Origin of the sequence: Streptomyces sp. NBC_01198, from assembly GCF_036010485.1 — a bacterium.
Lineage (GTDB): Bacteria > Actinomycetota > Actinomycetes > Streptomycetales > Streptomycetaceae > Actinacidiphila.
The window spans coordinates 2,263,357-2,279,053 of sequence record NZ_CP108568.1; the positions used below are offsets into that span (position 1 = coordinate 2,263,357).

18 protein-coding genes are annotated in these 15,697 nt (G+C 72.8%); 5 read left to right on the forward strand and 13 right to left on the reverse strand.

Annotated elements, in window-relative coordinates; all coding sequences use genetic code 11:
* Nucleotides 1-15 precede the first annotated feature (15 nt).
* From rpmF to OG702_RS10085, 7 genes are all read right to left on the reverse strand, one after another.
* The gene (rpmF, locus tag OG702_RS10055; RefSeq protein ID WP_073500419.1) at nucleotides 16-189 is read right to left on the reverse strand and encodes a 50S ribosomal protein L32; all 174 of its coding nucleotides are present in this window, start codon (nucleotides 187-189) and stop codon (nucleotides 16-18) included.
* 2 nt (nucleotides 190-191) lie between these two features.
* Nucleotides 192-815 (reverse strand): YceD family protein, encoded by a 624-nt coding sequence (locus tag OG702_RS10060; RefSeq protein WP_327293165.1) that lies wholly within the window; start codon nucleotides 813-815, stop codon nucleotides 192-194.
* Nucleotides 816-965: 150 nt separating this feature from the next.
* Nucleotides 966-2,141, reverse strand: coding sequence for an ATP synthase F0 subunit B (locus OG702_RS10065; protein WP_327288513.1), 1,176 nt, complete (start codon nucleotides 2,139-2,141; stop codon nucleotides 966-968).
* A 10-nt stretch (nucleotides 2,142-2,151) separates the two neighbouring features.
* Nucleotides 2,152-2,631, reverse strand: a complete 480-nt coding sequence (gene coaD, locus OG702_RS10070; protein WP_327288514.1) for a pantetheine-phosphate adenylyltransferase — start codon at nucleotides 2,629-2,631, stop codon at nucleotides 2,152-2,154.
* Between the two features lie 83 nt (nucleotides 2,632-2,714).
* Complete coding sequence (gene rsmD / locus OG702_RS10075) at nucleotides 2,715-3,296, reverse strand: 16S rRNA (guanine(966)-N(2))-methyltransferase RsmD (protein WP_327288515.1); 582 nt, start codon at nucleotides 3,294-3,296, stop codon at nucleotides 2,715-2,717.
* A 69-nt stretch (nucleotides 3,297-3,365) separates the two neighbouring features.
* A complete protein-coding gene (recG, locus tag OG702_RS10080; protein WP_327288516.1) occupies nucleotides 3,366-5,567 on the reverse strand; it encodes an ATP-dependent DNA helicase RecG in 2,202 nt (733 codons plus the stop codon).
* Nucleotides 5,568-5,676: 109 nt separating this feature from the next.
* Complete coding sequence (locus OG702_RS10085; RefSeq protein WP_327288518.1) at nucleotides 5,677-7,440, reverse strand: DAK2 domain-containing protein; 1,764 nt, start codon at nucleotides 7,438-7,440, stop codon at nucleotides 5,677-5,679.
* A 378-nt stretch (nucleotides 7,441-7,818) separates the two neighbouring features.
* Here OG702_RS10085 and rpmB point away from each other — a divergent pair, with 378 nt between their 5' ends.
* The gene (gene rpmB, locus OG702_RS10090) at nucleotides 7,819-8,004 is read left to right on the forward strand and encodes a 50S ribosomal protein L28 (protein WP_033173090.1); all 186 of its coding nucleotides are present in this window, start codon (nucleotides 7,819-7,821) and stop codon (nucleotides 8,002-8,004) included.
* 120 nt (nucleotides 8,005-8,124) lie between these two features.
* On the opposite strand, the gene thiD is transcribed toward rpmB, so the two are convergent.
* Together thiD and OG702_RS10100 are read right to left on the reverse strand one after the other, a co-directional pair.
* Nucleotides 8,125-8,940, reverse strand: a complete 816-nt coding sequence (thiD, locus tag OG702_RS10095; protein ID WP_327288519.1) for a bifunctional hydroxymethylpyrimidine kinase/phosphomethylpyrimidine kinase — start codon at nucleotides 8,938-8,940, stop codon at nucleotides 8,125-8,127.
* On the reverse strand, nucleotides 8,937-9,902 hold the full coding sequence (locus OG702_RS10100) for a thiamine-phosphate kinase (RefSeq protein ID WP_327288520.1): 966 nt from the start codon (nucleotides 9,900-9,902) through the stop codon (nucleotides 8,937-8,939). The genes thiD and OG702_RS10100 overlap by 4 nt, the downstream gene beginning before the upstream one ends.
* A 158-nt stretch (nucleotides 9,903-10,060) precedes the next feature.
* Between OG702_RS10100 and OG702_RS10105 the strand changes: the two genes are divergently transcribed.
* Together OG702_RS10105 and OG702_RS10110 are read left to right on the forward strand one after the other, a co-directional pair.
* Entirely contained in the window at nucleotides 10,061-10,294 is a 234-nt protein-coding gene (locus tag OG702_RS10105; RefSeq protein WP_033173093.1) for an Lrp/AsnC family transcriptional regulator, read from the forward strand.
* 19 nt (nucleotides 10,295-10,313) lie between these two features.
* A complete protein-coding gene (locus tag OG702_RS10110; RefSeq protein WP_327288521.1) occupies nucleotides 10,314-10,796 on the forward strand; it encodes a DUF3515 domain-containing protein in 483 nt (160 codons plus the stop codon).
* A 46-nt stretch (nucleotides 10,797-10,842) separates the two neighbouring features.
* On the opposite strand, the gene OG702_RS10115 is transcribed toward OG702_RS10110, so the two are convergent.
* The 3 genes from OG702_RS10115 to OG702_RS10125 are packed head-to-tail and all read right to left on the reverse strand — an operon-like array spanning nucleotide 10,843 to nucleotide 13,763.
* Nucleotides 10,843-12,030, reverse strand: coding sequence for a D-alanine--D-alanine ligase family protein (locus tag OG702_RS10115; RefSeq protein WP_327288522.1), 1,188 nt, complete (start codon nucleotides 12,028-12,030; stop codon nucleotides 10,843-10,845).
* Between the two features lie 12 nt (nucleotides 12,031-12,042).
* Nucleotides 12,043-13,044 carry an NAD(P)H-dependent glycerol-3-phosphate dehydrogenase gene (locus OG702_RS10120; protein WP_327288523.1) on the reverse strand — a complete coding sequence of 334 codons (1,002 nt, stop codon included), beginning with the start codon at nucleotides 13,042-13,044 and terminating at the stop codon, nucleotides 12,043-12,045.
* Nucleotides 13,041-13,763, reverse strand: a complete 723-nt coding sequence (locus tag OG702_RS10125; RefSeq protein ID WP_327288524.1) for a lysophospholipid acyltransferase family protein — start codon at nucleotides 13,761-13,763, stop codon at nucleotides 13,041-13,043. The genes OG702_RS10120 and OG702_RS10125 overlap by 4 nt, the downstream gene beginning before the upstream one ends.
* Before the next feature lie 128 nt (nucleotides 13,764-13,891).
* Here OG702_RS10125 and cofC point away from each other — a divergent pair, with 128 nt between their 5' ends.
* On the forward strand, nucleotides 13,892-14,518 hold the full coding sequence (gene cofC / locus OG702_RS10130) for a 2-phospho-L-lactate guanylyltransferase (protein ID WP_327293166.1): 627 nt from the start codon (nucleotides 13,892-13,894) through the stop codon (nucleotides 14,516-14,518).
* A gap of 83 nt (nucleotides 14,519-14,601) precedes the next feature.
* On the forward strand, nucleotides 14,602-14,820 hold the full coding sequence (locus OG702_RS10135) for a hypothetical protein (protein ID WP_327288525.1): 219 nt from the start codon (nucleotides 14,602-14,604) through the stop codon (nucleotides 14,818-14,820).
* A gap of 173 nt (nucleotides 14,821-14,993) precedes the next feature.
* On the opposite strand, the gene OG702_RS10140 is transcribed toward OG702_RS10135, so the two are convergent.
* Entirely contained in the window at nucleotides 14,994-15,596 is a 603-nt protein-coding gene (locus tag OG702_RS10140; RefSeq protein WP_327288526.1) for an HU family DNA-binding protein, read from the reverse strand.
* Between the last annotated feature and the right edge of the window lie 101 nt (nucleotides 15,597-15,697).

Here is a 15,697-nt window from a genome sequence, read left to right on the forward strand (position 1 = left end):
CCTGTCACCTGCCGATCAGACGTCGAGGACCTGACGGCGGTTGTAGGTGCCGCAGTTGGGGCACGCGATGTGCTGCAGCTTCGGCTCGTGGCAGCGCTCGCACGCCACCAGGCTCACGGGCGCAGCCTTCCACTGCGAACGGCGGTGGCGCGTGTTGCTGCGCGACATCTTCCGCTTGGGAACAGCCACGGCTACTTCTCCTGATCGTCGTCGGAGCCGTTTCCGGCACCGTTCTGCTGGGTCGTCGGATCCACGGTGAGATCCTTCAGCGCCGCCCACCGGATGTCGGTGACCGCGTGGTGGTGGTCCGGGTCGTCGGCGAGCCGCGCTCCACAGGTGGAGCACAGGCCCGCGCAGTCCTCCCGGCACACCGGCTGCATCGGCAGTGCGAGCACCACCGCGTCTCGCAGCACAGGTTCGAGGTCGAACAGGTCGTCCTCTAGTACAAGCGTGTCCTCGTCCTCGGCGTCGTCACCGGCTTCGTCCCTGCGGGCGGTCCGGGTGTCGGCGTCGGGGTAGGAGAACATCTCCTGGAATTCCGCGTCCAGCTCGCGCTCGACGGGCTCCAGACACCTTACGCACTCCCCCGTGACCGGTGCATGGGCGGTGCCGGTGACGAGCACACCCTCCATGACCGACTCCAGGCGGAGGTCCAGCTCGACGGTGGCGCCCTTGGGCACCCCGATGACATCGGCGATACCGAGGTCGTCGGGGGCCGGCACCGAGCGGGCGACCTTCTTCATCGCGCCCGGACGCCTGCCCAGCTCGTGTGTGTCGAACACGAGCGGGTTGCGGTGGTCAAGGCGGGTGTTCAGGGCTCCTGCTTTCCTCGGTCACAGCCTGCCGCGTCCCTTGCGGGCGGGCAGGCAGAAGCGCCGGCGATTCACACGGCTGGAAGTGACAGGATACTGGACGCGCCGCCCCCGCCCAAACGGAGCACTCCAGGCCCTACTGGCCCGGACCGGTCAGCGGCCCTGTTCCAGCTCCCGCAGCCGGTTGAGGTCGATCATCCCGGTGTCGAAGAAGCTGGTCTCGTCCAGCGCGGCCGGCGGCTGCGCGTACCCCTGGGGCTGGCCCTGCTGCTGGTACGGGATCTGCGGCGGATACTGCTGCTGGTCGTAACCGGGCTGCTGCTCGTAGCCCTGCTGCTGGCTGTAGTCGTAGCCCTGGTCCTGGCCGTAGCCCGGCTGCGGGGCGTACGGGTCGGCGTAGCCGGCCTGCTGGGCGTACTCCTGCTGGTAGCCGTCGCCGGTCTCCTGGACGTAGCCCTGCTGCGGGTACGCCTCCGGCTGCGGCGGGTAGCCGTAGCCGGGGTCCTGCTGCGGCTGCTGCTGGGGCTCGGCGGCCTTCGGCTGCGGGTCGTAGCCGTACTGCGCCAGGTCGGCCTGCTCCGGCGCGGGAGCGGCCAGGCCCGCCAGGTAGTCGGCATCGGACTGCCGGTGGTGGTGCTGGGGGTCGGCGTCGGCGCCGTCCGCCGCGGCGATCTGGGCGGCGAGGTCGTCGATCGGGTTGTGCCCGGTGAGCTTGAGCCGGCCGCGGCCGACCGCCTCTAGGGTCTTGCTGAGCACCGCCTCGAAGGCGCCGAGCTTGGTGTCGACGTACTCGTCGGCGCGGCGGCGCAGCGTCTCGGGGTCGGCGCTGCGCTCGGGGGCGTCCGGGTCGTCCTCGAGCGGGAAGCCCTGCTCGTCGAACTCGGGGTGGCGGCCGAGCAGCTTCTCGCGGCCGCGGTCGACCGAGCCGATGGTCTTGGTGAGGACCACCTCGAAGTTGGCGAGCTTGCTGTCGACGTAGTCGTCGGCCTCGGCGCGGATCTCGTCGGCCTCGCGGCGGGCCTCGGCGACGATCCGCTCGGCCTCGTCCTTGGACTGCCGGGCGACATGGGTGTCGGACACCAGCGAGCCGCGCTCGGCGTGGGCCGAGTCGATGATCCGCCGGGCCTCCGCCCTGGCCTGTTCGACCATCTGCTCGCGGTCGCCGAGCAGGTCCTCGGCCTGGGCGAGGGAGTCGGGCAGCGCGGCGGACACCTCGTCGAGCATGGCAAGCAGCTCGGCCCGGTTCACCACGCAGGAGGCCGACATCGGCATCGACCGGGCGTTCGCCACGGTGGCCGCGATCTCATCGAGCTTCTTCTGGACGTCCACGCCGAAGACTCTAGCGCTGCCGCAGCTTGGTGTTCAGCGCCTCGAGAACCGCAGCGGGCACCAAGTGGGAGATGTCACCGCCCCATTGGGCGACTTCCTTCACCAGTGAGGAGGACAGGAAGCTGTAGGCCGGGTTGGTGGGCACGAACAGCGTCTCCACACCGGAGAGACCGATGTTCATCTGCGCCATCTGCAGCTCGTAGTCGAAGTCGCTGACCGCCCGCAGGCCCTTGACGATGGCCGGGATGTCGCGCTGCTTGCAGAAGTCCACCAGCAGGCCGTGGAAGGACTCGACCTGCACGTTCCCCAGGTCGGCGGTGACCTCCTCGATGAGCGCGATCCGCTCGTCGATGCCGAACAGGCCCTGCTTGGACTGGTTGATCATCACCGCGACGTGCACCACGTCGTACAGCCGGGAGGCGCGGGCGATGATGTCGAGGTGTCCGTTGGTGACCGGGTCGAAGGACCCGGGACAGACTGCGCGGCGCATGACTGGCTCCTCGCTCTGCGAACGGGCGTTACCGGTGGGACGGGTACCGGGGCCCGCGGCGGGCCGTCGGCTGCTCCGCGGGTTCATGACCCGGCGGTAACCTGGGCGGCGCGACCGTACCAAAGAGTCGCCTCGCCGTAGCGGCGGGAGCGCAGCCCCTCGAAGCCGGCCGGCCAGCCGAAGTCACCGCCCCGGGTCCTGCGTTCCACGGTGACCAGTGTGTCGGGCGCGAGCCAGCCGCCGGCCAGGAGTGTGAGCAGGATCTCCCGCAGCGCCTCGTCCGCGACGTCGTAGGGCGGGTCGAGGAAGACCACGTCGTACGGCTCGGCCGGCGGCGGTCCCGCGACCACCTTCTCGGCCTTCCCTGCCCGCACCTCGGCGCCCGGCAGGCCGATCGCCGCGGCGTTCTCCCGGATCGTCCCGGCCGCCCGCGGGTCGGCCTCGGCCAGCAGCACGTGGGCGGCGCCCCGTGACAGCGCTTCGAGCCCGACCGCGCCGGAACCCCCGTAGAGGTCCATCACCCTGGCGCCCTCCAGGGTGCCGCGCAGCGACTGCCAGGTCGAGAACAGGCCCTCCTTGGCCCGGTCCGAGGTCGGCCGGGTGGCGGTGCCCGGCGGCACGGCAAGCCGCCGGCCGCCGGCCGCCCCGGCGATCACGCGCGTCATGTGCTGCCCACCCTTCGCCTCATCCTTCGCACCCTATCCGGCGGCGGCCGCCCGGCCCCGGCCCGCGGCTCAGCCCTTGTCCAGATACTGCTCGCGGTCCTCGTCAAGCAGGCTCTCCAGTGCGCTGCGCAGGTCCGGGTGGCCGGTCAGCTCGGGATCGGCGGCGACCACGGCGACGGCCTCCAGCCGGGCCTGCTCGATGATCTCCCGGTCGTCCATCACCGTGAGCATCCGCAGCGACGACCGGCTGCCGGACTGCGCCTGGCCCAGCACGTCGCCCTCGCGGCGCTGCTGGAGGTCGATCTCGGACAGCTCGAAGCCGTCCAGGGTGGCGGCCACCGCGTCCAGCCTGCCGCGTGCCGGACCCGCCTCGGGCGCCTCGGAGACCAGCAGGCACAGGCCGGGGGCGGAGCCGCGGCCGACCCGGCCGCGCAGCTGGTGCAGCTGCGAGACGCCGAAGCGGTCCGCGTCCATGATCACCATGGCGGTGGCGTTGGGCACGTTGACCCCGACCTCGATCACCGTGGTCGCCACCAGCACGTCCACCTCGCCGGCCGCGAAGCGGCGCATCACGTCGTCCTTGGCGTCCGGCGCCATCCGCCCGTGCAGCACCTCGACCCGCAGCCCGCGCAGCGGTCCTGCGGCGATCTGCTCGGCGACGTCGAGCACGGCGAGCGGCGGCCTGCGCTCGGCGTCGTCGGCCTTCTTGGCCGCGGCCTTGCCGTCCTCGTCGTCGCCGATCCGCGGGCACACCACATACGCCTGGTGCCCGCCCTCGACCTCCTCGCGCACCCGCTCCCAGGCCCGGCTGAGGAAGTGCGGCTTCTCCGCCGCCGGTACGACATGGGTGGCGATCGGTGAGCGGCCGGCGGGCAGCTGGTCGAGCACCGAGGTCTCCAGGTCGCCGAAGACCGTCATCGCGACGGTCCGCGGGATCGGGGTCGCCGTCATCACCAGCAGGTGCGGCGGCTGCGGCGCCTTCGCCCGCAGCGCGTCGCGCTGCTCGACCCCGAAGCGGTGCTGCTCGTCCACCACGACCAGCCCCAGGTCGTGGAATTTGACCTTGTCCTCGATCAGGGCGTGGGTGCCCACCACGATCCCCGCCTCGCCGGTCACCAGGTCGAGCAGCGCCTGCCGGCGGGCGGCGGTGCCCATCGAGCCGGTCAGCAGCACCACCTTGGTGCCCAGCTCGGAGCCGCCGAGCATGCTCGCGGACTCCGCCAGCTCGCCCATCATCTCGGTGATCGACCGGTGGTGCTGCTGGGCGAGCACCTCGGTCGGCGCCAGCATCGCGGCCTGGCCGCCCGCGTCGACCACCCCGAGCATCGCCCGCAGCGCCACCAGCGTCTTGCCCGAGCCGACCTCGCCCTGCAGCAGGCGGTGCATCGGGTGGTCGGTGGCCAGGTCGGCGAAGACCTCGGTGGATACAGTGCGCTGGCCCTCGGTGAGGGTGAACGGCAGCCTGGCGTCGAAGGCCGCGAGAAGGCCGTCCGCCGGCGGGCGGCGGGGCACCGCGGCCAGCGCCGACTCGGCGGCCCGCCGCCGCGCCAGCGCGACCTGCAGCACGAAGGCCTCGTCCCAGCGCAGCCGGTCCTTGGCCGTCGCGATGTCGGCCTTCGTCCGCGGCCGGTGCACCTTCTCCAGCGCCTCGGGCAGCGGGGCGAGACCGCGCGTCTGCCGCAGCTCCCGGGGCAGCGGCTCGCCGACGCCCGCCCAGCCGGTGCCCTGGAGCGAGTTGAGCGCGGTCTCGACGGCCTGCGCGATCTTCCAGGAGGTGATCTGCTTGCACGCCGGATACAGCGGGATCAGCCGGTTGGCGAAGGCGTCGACCGCCGCCTCGCCCTCGTCGTCGGCGTCCAGCAGCTGGTAGTCGGGGTGCGCGAGCTGCCGGGTGCGGTTGAAGACCGACACCTTCCCGGAGAACATCCCGCGCCGCCCCGGGATCAGCCGGTGCGCGTGCGCGTGGGCCGCCCGGCTGAAGAACACCAGGGTCAGCGTCCCGCTGCCGTCGCTGACCACGACTTCGAGGCGTACGCCGGAGCCGCCGCCGTACGTCCGCTTGTCGGCCTTGGAGATCTGCGCCACCACCGTCACGTACTCGTCCACCGGCAGCTCGGCGAGCCGCGTCAGCTCCCCGCGCTCGGCGTAGCGCCGCGGGTAGTGGTGCAGCAGGTCCCCTGTGGTGTGCAGGTCGAGATGCTCGCCGAGCACCTTGGCGGTGCGGTCGCCGACGAGCTTGCGCAGCGGTTCGTCCAACGGATTGCCAGTCATCGCCCTCCATCTTGGCGCACCCCCCTGACAAACCGGCGGCTCCCCCGCGCCGGCCGGGGCGGGTCGGGCACCGCCCGCGCCGTCCGGCGTCCGGCCGCGGTGCCGGGTGCTACTCGACGCCGATCAGCAGCGGGCACACCGCCTGGCCGCCGTCGTAGGTCACGGTGTCCACCGCCAGGTGGGTGTCGCGGACGTGCGACTCCAGGCGGGCGGCGAGCCCGGGCGGCGCTGCGGCGCCCAGCACGAGGGTGACCATCTCGCCGCCGGCCGCGAGCATCCTGTCCAGTACGTGGACGGCGGTGTCCATGACGTCGGCGCCGATCACGGCGACGTCGCCGTCGATCAGGCCGAGGACGTCGCCGGCCTGGCAGACGCCCGCCATCGTCCACGACTCGCGCTCGGCGACGGCGACCTCCGCGTAACGCGTGGCCCCGGCCGCCGACGTCATCGCGACGACGTCCTCGTCGAAGCGGCGCGACGGCTCGTGCACGGCCAGCGCCGCGATGCCCTGGACCACGGAGCGGGTGGGGATCAGGGCGACACGTACGCCGTCGGCGCGGGCCTGCGCCACCGCGGCGCCGGCCGCGTGCCGCAGTTCGGTGTCGTTCGGCAGGAGTATCACCTCGCGCGCGTGCGCCTGGCGGATCGCGGCGGCGATCTCCCCGCTCGCGGGCTGCTCGCCGGGGCGCACGGCCACCACGGTGGCGCCGGCCTGCGCGCACAGCTCGGCCATCCCGTCGCCGCGCACCAGCGCCACGACCGCCCGCTCGTGCCGGCCCGCCGTGCGGCGCACCTGCTCGCCGAAGTGCGTGACGCGGATGCGGTGCGGGCGGCCGGCTTCGATGCCGGCCTCGATGGCGGCGCCCACGTCGTCGACGTGCACGTGGACGTTCCACAGCCCGTCGCCGCCGACCACGACGAGGGAGTCGCCGAGCCCGTCGAGCCGGGCCCGCAGCGGCGGGACCGCGGCGGGCGGCGCCTCCAGCAGGTAGATCACCTCGAACGCGGGCCCGCCGCCCGCTGCCGCCTCGCAGGTCGCCCCTGCTGTCTCGGCCTCTTCGCTGCGAGCGGGGCCCGCGCCGGCCGGCGCGTCCGGCGTGGCGGCGCCGAACGTGACGCCTGCTCCCGGCGCCGACAAGGCCTCGTCGCCCGGCGGGCCGGTGCGGAAGGAGGTGCCCGCGCCCGTCGCGGTGTCGGTACGCGTCGGGGCGTCGCCGGTCACCGCGTCCGACAGCGCGCCGAGCACCGCGACCAGGCCGAGGCCGCCGGCGTCGACCACGCCGGCGCTGCGCAGGACGCCGAGCTGGCCCGGGGTCGCGGCCAGCGCCGCCCGGGCGCCGCTGTGGGCGGCGCGCACCACCTCGGCCAGGCCGCCGTCCGCGGCCTGCGCCGCGCTTGCCGCGGCCCTCGCCACGGTGAGCATCGTGCCCTCGGTCGGGTGGGCGACCGCCTCGTACGCCGAGTCGGCCGCGGCCCGCAGCGCGCGACGCAGCGCGGCGGCGTCCGGGCCGCCGGGGGCGTCGGCGAGCGGTTCGTTCATGCCGCGCAGCAGCTGGGCGAGGATCGTGCCGGAGTTGCCTCGGGCACCGATGAGGGCGCCGTGGGACATCGCCCGGAACGCCTCGGGCAGCGTCGGGCCTGCGGCCGGGTCCACGCCGGGGTCCGCTGCCGGGTCCGCTGCCGGGTAGGCGTCGAAGACGGCTTCCACGCTTTGCGCGGCGGACTCGACGGTCAGGTAGAGGTTCGTGCCGGTGTCGCCGTCGGCGACGGGATAGACGTTGATCGCGTCGATCTCTTCCCGGGCGCGGCCCAGGGCGGCGAGGGTGAGCCGGCACCAAGTGCGCACCGTGGGTGCGTCGAGCGAGGGCGGCACGAATCCTCCTGCGGAGAGCTTTGTCTCGGGCCGAGCCTAGCCGCACGACGGGCTCCGCCCGTCCGCCCGCTGTGCCGGCCCGGCCGGCGTCGTGGCTTGTCGCGCGGTTCCTCGCGGCCCTGAGGGGGTGCCACTTGCGGTGGGCTCTTGGCTGCGCCGACGTCGTGGCTGGGCGCGCAGTTCCCCGCGCCCCTCAGGGGGTGGCCGTTGTGGTGGGGGGCGGCCTGGGGCGCTGCTCGCGGGTCTGCGGGGGGGCGGGGTGGGGGGCGGGGCGTGGTAGTTTCGTGGCATGGGGGCAGTCGTTGTATGCTGCTCCGGTTGCCTGGGGGTCCCCCGGGCTTTTCCTCGTAAATGCATCTGAAGTCTTTGGAGTGTCCCGTGGCTGCCAACTGCGACGTCTGCGGCAAGGGGCCGGGCTTCGGCAACAGCATTTCCCACTCGCACCGCCGTACCCCGCGTCGTTGGAACCCCAACATCCAGCGGGTGCGCGCGGTCGTGGGGAAGACGCCGAAGCGGCTCAATGTCTGCACCTCGTGCATCAAGGCCGGAAAGGTCTCGCGCTAGCGAGTGGCCCCCCTCCGCCCGCGAGGGCGGAAGGGACCCGGTCCGCGCTGACGCGTCATCTCGCAGCGGCGCAGCCTTCCGGCTCCGGAAAGCCGGTCCACCTTCGGGTGGGCCGGCTTTTCAGCGTGCCCTGGTGCGCCAGGCGTGGTCGACCGGGCCGATGCCGGCGCCCAGCGGGAAGCCGGCCGCGATCGCGCCGGTGACGTAGGACTTCGCCAGGCCGACCGCGGCGGGGACGTCGTGGCCGAGGGCGAGGGCCGAGGCCAGCGCGCTGGCCAGGGTGCAGCCGGTGCCGTGGGTGTGGTGGTTGGGGTGCCGCGGGGCGCGGAACCACCGCTCGGTGCGGCCGTCGGAGAGCAGGTCGGCGCACTCGCCGCGGGCGGCGGGCAGGTGGCCGCCCTTGATCAGGACCCAGCGCGGGCCGCAGGCCAGCACCGCGTCGGCGGCGGCCCGCATGTCCTGCTCCGCGGTGACGACGATCCCGGTGAGCCGGGTGACCTCGTCCAGGTTGGGGGTGGCGACGGTGGCCAGCGGCAGCAGCCGGTCGCGTACGACGTCGGGCGCGTCGCCGCGCAGCAGGGCGTCACCGTGCTTGGAGACGCCGACCGGGTCGACGACGACGGGGACGTCGAGCCCGCCGAGCAGGTCGGCGACGGTGCCGGCCAGTTCGGCCGAGGAGAGCATGCCGGTCTTGACCGCCTGGACGCCGATGTCGTCCACGACGGACCTGAACTGCGCGCGTACCGCCTCCCACGGCAGGTCCCAGGTGCCCTGCACGCCCAGCGAGTTCTGCGCGGTCACCGCGGTGATCACGCTCATGCCGTGGACGCCGAGGGCGGACATCGTCTTGAGGTCGGCCTGGATGCCGGCACCGCCGCCGGAGTCGGAGCCGGCGACGGTGAGCACCCGGGCGGGCGCTGCGGGCGGGACGCTCACGCGTCGTCGCCGAAGTGGTCCCAGCCGCCGGCCTTCTCCCAGGGGGCGCCGTCCACGGTGACCTGCGGGGCGCGGCCGGCCGGCGCGGCGACCGTGCCGATGAGCCGCCAGCGGGCGGGCAGCTTCACCTCCGGCGGGAAGGCGGCGACGATGGCGTGGTCCTCGCCGCCGGTGAGCACCCAGTGCAGCGGGTCGACCCCGACGGCCTGGCCGATGTCGGTCATCTGCGCGGGTACGTCGATGTCGGCGGACCGCAGGTCGATGTCGGTGCCGCTGGCGGTGGCGATGTGGCCGAGGTCGGCGACCAGGCCGTCGCTGACGTCGGTCATGGCGGTGGCGCCGAGCTCGGCTGCCGCCGGGCCCGCGTGGTAGGGCGGTTCCGGGCGGCGGTGGGCCTCGACGAAGGCCCGCGGGGAGCGGAAGCCGCGGGAGAGCACGGCGAGTCCGGCGGCCGACCAGCCGAGCCAGCCGGTGACGGCGATGACGTCGCCGGGACGTGCACCCGATCGAGTGACGGCGGCGCGGTTGCGCAGGTCGCCCAGAGCGGTGATGGCGACGGTGATGGTGTCGCCGCGTACGACGTCGCCGCCGACCACGGCCGCGCCGGCGACCTGGCACTCGTCGCGGATGCCGTCCATCAGCTCGACGGGCCAGGTGGCGGGGAGTTCGGTGGGCACGACCAGGCCGAGCAGCACGGCGGTGGGGACGGCGCCCATGGCGGCGATGTCCGCGAGGTTCTGGGCGGCGGCCTTGCGGCCGACGTCGTAGGCGGTGGACCAGTCGCGCCGGAAGTGCCGGCCCTCCAGCAGGATGTCGGTGGTGGCCACCACCCGCCGGTCGGGCGCGGTGACGACGGCCGCGTCGTCACCGGGGCCGATTTTCACGGCCGGGGTCGAGGTGAGGCGGGAGGTCAGCTCTCTGATGAGCCCGAACTCCCCCAACTCTCCCACAGTCCCCTTCATCTCATCGTCCCCTTAGGTCTCGGCGTTCGCCGGTTCTGCTGTGTGTTTCCCGTCAATACGGGGGTCAGGTACCGCGCGGGTCTCCCCGCTGTGCGCGACGACGCGATAACGTGGCGTCCCCCTTCCCACATGATCCTCGTAGCCGCCCTGGAGGTTCCGTGGTACAGGCCTACATCCTGATCCAGACCGAGGTCGGCAAGGCCTCGGCAGTAGCGGAGGTGATCTCCAAGATCGACGGCGTCATTCAGGCCGAGGACGTCACGGGACCCTATGACGTGATCGTCAGAGCCCAGGCGGACACGGTCGACGAGCTCGGCCGCATGGTGGTCGCCAAGGTCCAGCAGGTGGACGGCATCACCCGAACCCTCACCTGTCCCGTCGTCCATATATAGCCCCCGATATGCTCGCCCGGTGGCGCTGTATCACCGGGTCGTTCTCATCAACGTGTCCGCCGTCGCGTGCCTTGCCGCGGCGGCGGCCTACGGTTTCGCGGTGTCAGGAAGCGGTGACGACGCCGTCGCCGTACCGGTTCCTGACGCCCGTACCGCCGGTTACTGCCGTGCGTTGCAGGGCGCGTTGCCGCAGCAGGTGGCGGGGCTCTCCCGGCATGATCTCAAGCCGCGCTCGGAGCTGATCGCCGGGTGGGGGAACCCCGCGATCGTACTGCGCTGCGGGGTGCCGCGACCGGCGGTGGACGACAATCCCGAGGCGGACGGCGTCGACGTGGACGGCGTGGGCTGGTCCATCGAGCGCGCCTCCGGCGGGACGATGCGGCTCACCACGACGCTGCGCCAGGCGTACGTCGAGGTGACGCTGCCGAAGAGGTACGCGGGCGACGTCGGTCCGCTGACCGATCTGGCCGGCGCCGTGAAGGGCACGATCCCCGCGCTGTGACGTGCGGTGCGGTGGTTCCCGCCGGCGCGCGGCCGGCGGGAACGTTTCAGCGCAGTCCGGTGGAGCGGCGCAGCGCCGCCTGGATGAGGCGGTCGACCAGTTCGGGGTAGTCGACGCCGCTCTCCTGCCACATCCGCGGGTACATCGAGATCGGGGTGAAGCCCGGCATGGTGTTGATCTCGTTGATGACGAACTCGCCGCTGTCCAGCAGGAAGAAGTCCGCCCGCACCAGGCCCTCGCAGGACGCGGCCTCGAAGGCGGCGACGGCCAGCCGCCGCACCTCGGCGGTCTGATCTGGGGTGAGCGGCGCGGGCACGATGCCCTCGGCCGAGTCGATGTACTTCGCCTCGAAGTCGTAGAAGGCGTGCGTGGTGACCGGCGGGATCTCGGCGGGCACCGAGGCGCGCGGGCCGTCCTCGAACTCCAGCACCCCGCACTCGATCTCGCGGCCGCGCAGCAGCGCCTCCACGACGAGCTTCGGGTCGTGCCTGCGGGCCTCGGCGATGGCCGCGTCCAGTCCCTCGGGTCCGTCGACCTTGCTGATGCCGAAGGAGGACCCGCCGCGGGCGGGCTTCACGAACAGCGGCCAGCCGTGGTCGTCGGCGAAGCCGAGCAGCCGGTCGCGGACCGCGGCCCGGTCCTGCTCCCACTCCCGCGGGCGGACCACGGTGTAGGGGCCGACGGCCAGGCCGAAGGAGGTGAAGATCCGCTTCATGTACTCCTTGTCCATGCCGACGGCGGAGGCGAGCACGCCCGCGCCGACGTACGGGACACCGGACAGTTCGAGCAGGCCCTGCAGGGTGCCGTCCTCGCCGTAGGGGCCGTGCAGCAGCGGGAAGACGACGTCGACCTCGCCGAGTGCCTTGGGCACGGCGCCGGTCTCGGTGTAGACGACCTCGCGGTTGGCCGGGTCGATCGGCAGGACGACCGCGCCCTCCTGGTCGGTGACCTGCTCCACGGTGGGCATGGTGCGGTCGCTGATGCCCATCCGGTCGGGCGCGTCGGCGGTCAGCGCCCAGCGGCCCCCGGTGGTGATGCCGATCGGCAGGACGTCGTATTTGGTGCGGTCGATGGCCCGCAGCAGGCTTGCCGCGGTCACCACCGAGACACCGTGCTCGGAGCTGCGGCCACCGAAGACGACGGCGACCCGCGGCTTGCGTGCGTAACCTGACGGCGCCGGGCGGGCGGCGGGCTCGTCAGGTCCCGGACTCTGGGGAGAAGGCAGGTTGCTCATGAAGCGTTGACCTTACCTTTCGGACTTCGCGGAGCGTGACATCAACTCCCGCACGGCCACGACCGGCGGTTTTCCGTTGTGCACGATATCGACCACGGTCTCCGTGATCGGCATGTCCACGCCGTGGCGGCGGGCGAGATCGGCGACCGACTCGCAGGACTTGACGCCCTCGGCGGTCCGCCGGGTCACCGCGATCGTCTCGGCGAGGCTCATGCCGCGGCCGAGGTTGGTGCCGAAGGTGTGGTTGCGTGACAGCGGCGAGGAACAGGTGGCGACCAGGTCGCCCATGCCCGCCAGGCCCGCGAAGGTGTGCGCGTCGGCACCCATCGCCAGGCCCAGCCTGGTGGTCTCGGCCAGGCCGCGGGTGATCAGCGACGCCTTGGTGTTGTCGCCGAGGCCCATGCCGTCGGCGATGCCGACGGCGAGCCCGATCACGTTCTTGACAGCGCCGCCCAGTTCGCAGCCGACGACGTCGGTGTTGGTGTACGGGCGGAAGTAGCTGGTGTGGCAGGCGGCCTGGATGCGGCGGGCGACGGCGTCGTCCCGGCAGGCGACCACGGAGGCGGCGGGCTGCCGGTCGGCGATCTCGGGCGCCAGGTTGGGCCCGGACAGCACGGCGACCCGGTCGGGCCCGGTCTTGGCGACCTCCTCGATCACCTCGCTCATCCGCTTGGCGGTGCCGAGCTCGACGCCCTTCATCAGGCTGACCAGCACCGCGTCGCCGCGCAGCAGCGGCGCCCACTCGGCGAGGTTGCCGCGGAGGGTCTGCGAGGGGACGGTGAGGAAGACCAACTCCGCCTCCCGCGCCGCCTCGGCCGGGTCGGCGGTGGCGGTGACCGCGGCGGGCAGTTCGAGTTCGGGGAAGTACTCCGGGTTGTGCCGGGTGGCGTTGATCGCGTCGACCAGGGCCGGCCTGCGGCCCCACAGCGACACCTGGCATCCGGCGTCGGCGAGCACCATGGCGAAGGCGGTGCCCCACGAACCGGTGCCGTAGACCGCGCAGCGCGGCGTCACTTGCCCTCCCGTGCCTTGCGCGGGTCGTACAGCCCGTCGGGGGCGGGTTCGCCGCGCAGTTCTGCGAGCAGTTCCGTCACGCTGCGCATGATGGTCTCGGTGACCGCGCGCAGCGTCTCGGCGGTGGGTTCCAGGCCGTAGAAGGCGTCGAGGTCGACCGGCGGTCCGGCCAGCACGCGCAGCGTCTTGCGCGGGAAGAAGCGGAACTTCTTCTCCTTGGCGTACGGCGGCATGGCCTCGTTGGCGCCCCACTGGGCGACCGGGATGACGGGGGCCTTGGTCAGCAGGGCGACCCGGGCGACGCCGGTCTTGGAGACCATCGGCCACAACTCGGGATCGCGGGTGAGGGTGCCTTCCGGGTAGAAGGCCACGCACTCGCCGGACTCGATCGCGGCGACCGCGGCGCGGAAGGCGTTGGCGGCGTCGGTCGTCTCGCGGAAGACCGGGATCTGGCCGGTGCCGCGCAGCATCGTGCCGACGAAGGCCGGCTTGAAGAGCGCGGCCTTGGCGAGGAAGCGCGGCACCCGGCCGGTGTTGTACTGGAAATGCGCGTACGACAGCGGGTCGAGGTAGGAGTTGTGGTTCACCGCCGTGATGAATCCTTCGTCGGCGGGAATGTGCTCCATTCCTCGCCAATCCCGCTTGAACAGCACAATGAGCGGCGGTTTCGCGATGACAGCCGCCAGGCGGTACCAGAAACCGATTCTGCGGCGGGACACCCGGACTCCTCTTCGTTGCGATGACGCTGCCGCTCAGCATCGCGGCTACCAGAGACTAACGCCAGGTCTCAGGGCGCCGCGGGGCACCTCTGACACTCGGTGACAATGGTGGGGTGGATCTGACGGGGATGTGGTCGCTCGTGGTGCCGCTCAAGCCGCTGGCCGTGGCCAAGAGCAGGCTGGCGGGGGCGGCGGGCGCGGTACGCCCTGCGCTGGCACTGGCTTTCGTGCTCGACACGGTCGGCGCGGTGCTGGAGTGCGCGGAGGTGGCGGACGTCACGGTGGTCACCGACGACCCGGTCGCGGGCGCGGAAGTCGCCGGGCTCGGCGCGTTCGTGGCGGCCGACGTGCCGGCGGCCGGGCTGAACGCGGCGCTGCGGCACGGCGCCGCTCTGATACGGCAGCGGCGCCCGGGGGCGGGGGTCGCGGCGCTGAACGGCGATCTCCCGGCCTTGCGGCCCGCCGAACTGGCAGAGGTGCTCAGGGAGGCCGCGAGGCTGCCGGGACGGGCGTTCCTGGCCGATACGGCGGGTCCGGGGACAACCTTGCTCACCGCGTCGCCGGGGATCGCGCTCTCCCCCGGTTTCGGCGGCGCCTCCCGGGCGCGCCACCTCGCCTCCGGCGCGCGCGAGATCACCCTGCCAGGGGTGCCGTCGGTGCGGCAGGACGTGGACACCGCGGCGGATCTCGAAGCGGCCCGCGCGCTGGGCCTCGGCCCGCGGACCTCGCTGCTCTTCCCGGCCCGCACCGCGTGACGTCCGGCTCCGGTGGCCGCCGCCCCTGGCACCCGGTGCCGGGGGGACGGCGGTGCGGGCCGGGCACGGCCTAGGCTGGTGCCATGCAAGCGACGGCGTTCACCTTTGACCCCGGCACCCGGGCGGGCAGCGTGCTGCTGGACGACGGGACGCCGGTGCCGTTCGACACGGCGGCCTTCGACGCGGGGGGACTGCGGCTGCTGCGGCCCGGCCAGCGGGTGCGGATACGCACCGAGGGCGACGGGGACGCGCGGCGGGTGGTCTTCGTGACGCTGCAGACGTATCCGGACCCGGGCGCATAGGGCGCACGGACCCCGGCAGGTCCCGGCGGGCGCATAGGGCGCGCGGCCCCCGGCAGGTCCGGGCGGGCGCGTGGCGCGCGGGCAGGTCCGGGCGGGCGGCGGGAGAACGGCGCGGGCCGGGCCACCCTTGCGGGGTGCCCGGCCCGTCGCGGTCGTCCGGCGGCGCCGGAGGTCTACCTCGCGGCGGTCCGCCTGGCGGCGGTCTTGCGCGACGCGGTCTTCTTGCCCGGGGTCTTCTTGGCGGTGGCCTTCTTGGCCGGGGCCTTCTTGGCGGCGGTCTTCTTCGCCGCCGACTTCTTGGTCGCGGTCTTCTTGGCCGCGGTGGTCTTCTTCGCGGTGGTCTTCTTGGCCGCGCTGGTCTTCTTCGCCGCACTCTTGCGGGCCGTGGTGGCCTTGGCCGCGGCCTTCTTGGTGGCGGTCCTCGTGGTGCTGGAAGCACCACCGCTCAGGCTTCCCTTGGGAGCCTTCTTGACCGAGACCTCGCCGCCGCGCGGGAGCTTCTTCGCCCCGCTGACCAGGTCCTTGAAGCCCTGCCCCGCGCGGAACCGCGGCACGGAGGTCTTCTTCACCCTGACCCGCTCCCCGGTCTGGGGGTTGCGAGCGTAGCGGGCCGGCCGTTCGACCTTCTCGAACGAACCGAAGCCGGTGACCGAGACCCGGTCTCCGGAGACCACCGCGCGGACGATCGCGTCGAGAACCGCGTCAACCGCGTCCGCGGCGGCCATCCGGCCGCCTACCTTGTCGGCAATCGCTTCTACGAGCTGCGCCTTGTTCACGTCTTCCCCTTCGGAAACTTGCCCGGCGAATGAGTGCGGGCCTTTTCGCACGCTAGGCGGATATATACCGCAAATCAAATACGAAACGGGCGAATCACCCT